This is a genomic window from Phenylobacterium sp., from assembly GCF_031412415.1.
Taxonomy (GTDB): Bacteria; Pseudomonadota; Alphaproteobacteria; order Caulobacterales; family Caulobacteraceae; genus Phenylobacterium.
The window spans coordinates 1-3,775 of sequence record NZ_JANOCX010000228.1 but is presented as its reverse complement, the minus strand read 5'-3'; the positions used below and the strand labels follow the sequence as shown (position 1 = coordinate 3,775).

The 3,775-nt window shown below is 66.6% G+C and carries 3 protein-coding genes; all 3 read right to left on the bottom strand.

Annotation, left to right across the window (positions count from 1 at the left end; translation table 11 throughout):
• Window positions 1–119 precede the first annotated feature (119 nt).
• Complete coding sequence (locus tag RMO04_RS11255; protein WP_309644880.1) at window positions 120–2,660, bottom strand: TonB-dependent receptor domain-containing protein; 2,541 nt, start codon at window positions 2,658–2,660, stop codon at window positions 120–122.
• 137 nt (window positions 2,661–2,797) lie between these two features.
• Entirely contained in the window at window positions 2,798–3,409 is a 612-nt protein-coding gene (locus tag RMO04_RS11250; RefSeq protein ID WP_309644879.1) for a TetR/AcrR family transcriptional regulator, read from the bottom strand.
• Window positions 3,410–3,541: 132 nt separating this feature from the next.
• The coding region (locus RMO04_RS11245; RefSeq protein ID WP_309644878.1) for a hypothetical protein at window positions 3,542–3,775 on the bottom strand (234 nt) is incomplete at its 5' end.

The following is a 3,775-nucleotide window of genomic DNA, read 5'->3' as shown; positions in this document are numbered from 1 at the left end:
CCACGGGTGGCGGCTGCGTCGCATGACCCATCCGGACTATGCCGAACGATTTGAACAAAAACGGGAAAAGGCGCCACGGTTTCCCGTGGCGCCTTCCGTGGGTTCAGGGCAGGTCGAACCTAGAAGCGGTACTGCAGCTCCACGCCGTAGGTGCGCGGGAAGTTCAGTTTGACGGTGCGGCGGTTGCCGATCTGCGGCGAAGGCACCGTCGGGGTCGAGCTTTGATACGCGACCTCGTCGGTGAGGTTCTTCACGAAGCCGATGACCGTGAAGCGATCGTCGGCGTCCTTCCAGAGCAGGCGCGCGTCGATGATCTCGTTCGACGGCGAAGTGAACAGCGGGCTCGCCCAGATCGAGGTCTGCTGGTCGCCAGTATAGGTGTAGGTGGCGCCGGCCGTCAGCGAACCGGGGCTGAACTGCCAGGTGTAGTTGGCGCCCAGGGTGAACTTATGCTCCGGAGTGAGCGGCAGGCTGTTGCCGACCAGGGTCTGGGGCTTGTTGCCGTTGGGCAGGGTCACGCCGGTGGGACGGGCGCCCGGCTGCAAGGCGCGCGGGTCGGTGGTGTCGACGAAGCAGCAGCCCTCGACGATCTCGGTGTTCAGATAGGCGTAGCTGCCTGACAGGATGAGGTTGTCGATAGGCGCCCACTGGCCTTCGAACTCGAAGCCCCAGACCTCGGCGTCGAGGTTGAGGAACTGCGAACCTGTCGAGCCGGTGGTCGAGTTCAGGACCACGGTGAGCGGGGTCTGGAAGCCCTTATAGTCGGAGAAGAACAGGGCGCTGTTGACCTGCAGGCGACCGCCCCAGGTCTTCTTCAGGCCCAGCTCGTAGCTGTCGACATACTCCGGGTCGGCGTAGGGGAACGGGGTGAGGCCGTTGGAGGCCAGCCAGCCGCCCGACTTGTAGCCGCGGCTGTAGCGGGCGTAGGCGTTGGTGTCGCCGTCCGGCTGCCACTGGATGCCGAAGGTGCCGGTGAAGGCGTCCCACTCGCCCGACAAGTCGCGCTCGAGCCCGCCCGTCGAGAGTTGGCGCAGGTTGGCGTAGAGCGGATTGGCCAGGCAGGTGGCGATGGTCGGCCCGCCGCAAACCACGAAGGTGGTGAAGTCGACGGCCAGGTTGGCGCCCGCCGCGGCGGGAACGCCGCCGGCGCCAAGGACAGCGGTGGTCGTGGGCGAACGCGAAACGTAGCGGGCGAAGTCGGTGCCCTGCTTCTCATCCTTGGTGTAGCGGAGACCGGCGGTGAGCTTCCAGGTATCGGAGAGCTCGTAGTCGATCTGGCCGAACGTGGCCCACGAATCCACTTCCAGATGCCCGTCGACCTTCAGGTAGTTGCCCTGGGGGTTCGGCGGCGCGAGGCCGCCGGTGGCGAGGCTGAGCGGGCTGAGCAGCGTGGGATCGCCGATGACCCGCAGGCCCTGCGGCTGGTCGTAGATCTGGTGGTACTGATAGACCCCGACGATCCACTGCAGCGGGCCGTCCGAGTTCGACGAGATGTTCAACTCGTTGGACCACCACTTCTGGCGCTCCTGGTAGAAGAACTGTTGGTCGGGCGAGACGTTCGCCGCCGTGGCGGTCGCCGACAGCGGGACATTGAAATTGCCCAGTCGCGGCGTGCCGTCCTGGTCGCCGCCGGTGTCGTAGACATAGGACTGGTAGCCGGCCAGATACTTGACCGTCACCGCCTCGAGATCCCAGGTCAGGTCGAAGTGCAGCCGGTTGTGGTTGCTGAGCTTGCCGTAGTTGGTGCGGTTGGTGTTGATCTCGTAGGGGTCGGCGATCGCCGGGTTGGTCCCGGTGAAGCCAAGCGTGGCGTTGTAGTAGAGCGCAGGGTTGCCCAGGCCCACGGCGGTGGCCGTGTCATAGGGCGAGATGTTGCTCTCAAGGATGTTGCCGACGCCGTAGCTGTCGTCCCAGTCGAACTTCGTATAGCGCAGGCGCGCCACGACGTTCTCGCCGAGATCGGCCTCGACCTGGGCCTCGATGATGTAGCGTTCGACGCCGCCAGTGTCGCCGGCGGGGCCGTTATTGTCGATGAAACCCTTGGCGCGGCGGTCGATCGACCCCCCCAGCAGGTAGCGCAGGCCCTCGGTCACCGGGCCGCTGACGATGCCGTCGACGCGGTGCGTCCCGAAGTTGCCGACCGTGGCGCGGACCTCGCCCTCGAACTCGTCGCTCGGGCGCTTGGAGATGATGTTCAGCGCGCCGCCGATGGAGTTGCGGCCGTACAGGGTCCCTTGCGGACCGCGCAGGATTTCCGTCCGCTCGATGAACAGCGACGGCGTCGAGCTGTCGGCCATCGAGTTCGAGAAGATACCGTCGGAGTAGAGCGCGACCGACGGGTCGGTGCCGATGGCGTTGGTCAGGCGGCCGAAGCCGCGGATCGAGAGACGGTCGTTGTTGGTGTAGCTGAGGCTGGGCGTGATCCGCGCTAGGTCCTCGACCGTGGCGACCCCGAGCAGGTCGCGCTTTTCGCTGGTGTAGGCCGTGACGGCCACCGGGACGTCCTGAAGGCTCTGCTCGCGCTTTTCAGCGGTGACGACCAGTTCCTCGATGGTGAAGCCGGTGTCTTGCGCTAAGGCCGGAGCGGCCGCGGCGGTGAGGGCGGCGATCGATGCGCCCATGACGAAGAAGCTGCGCAGACGCAGGGGTTGATTTAGCAATGTTACCTCCCAGCCAGACGCGGGCGTTATGCCGCCCGTCGCGAGTGCCTAATGTACCGACGCTGAAATTCTCGAACAGTGTTCGAATAGGGAGAAAAGCTTTACGATGTCCTTTCCTGTCGGATGTGTGTCTTTCATCACGCGCGGGCGATGAGGGCTGTGAGACCGCGCACAGCGGCCTGAACCGCCTCGTCGCCGCGGTCGGCGCCGTCCGCCCCGCGGGCGAGACCGACAGCGGCGATGCCCCTGCCCCAGGCCCAGATCGCCTCGGCCATGTCCTGGGCCATGTCTTCCGGGTAGAGCCCCTTGAAGTCGGCCATGATCGCGCCGCGCGAGACGGCGATGGCCTCCCCCTCAGCCGCCGCGACGTCTTCGCGACCCGTGTCGCGCGCCTCGTACATCAGTTCGTAAAGCTCGCGCTTATCCCGCAGGAAATTGAGATAGGCCGCCCCGGTGGACCGCAGGCCCCCACCGCTGTCGGCGGCGTAGGCTTCCCGCATGGCCTCCGCGAGCTGGCGGAAGCCGTCCACCGCCAATCCGGCCAGCAGGGCCGCCTTGTCGACGTAGTGATAGTAGACCGTACCGGGCGCGACGCCCGCCCGTTCGGCGATGGCCCGCAGGCTGAGCGCGCCGCGACCGCTCTCGGCCAGGATGTCGCGCGCGGCGGCCAGCAGTTGCGTGCGCACATTGCCCACATGATAGGCACCCCGCCGGGCCAGCCGCGCCGGGGTCACGACGCCGATCCGCAAGCAGGGCGCTCGCCCCGCGACACCGTCACGCTCATCTCGCCCTGCATACGCCTCAAATTATCACCGGTAACCTAGACGTCGGCCGAGGTCGCCGCCAACGAAACCTGCGTGACGCGCCGGTGCGTTCGCCACTCATCCATCCGCGAGCCAACCCAGCACCTCCGCCCAGTGCTTGTGCCCAAGAAAACGGCCGATGTCGGGGAACATGCGCAGATGATCCATGTGGTCGCCCAGCCAGGCGACGACCTCTCCGACGTCCTGCATCGGATCGTCCTCGCCGTACCAAAGCGTCACCGGCGCGGCCAAACCGGTCAGGTCGACCTGGCGGCTGGCCGCGGCGCACCGCACCGCGTCGGCCGCGCCCTT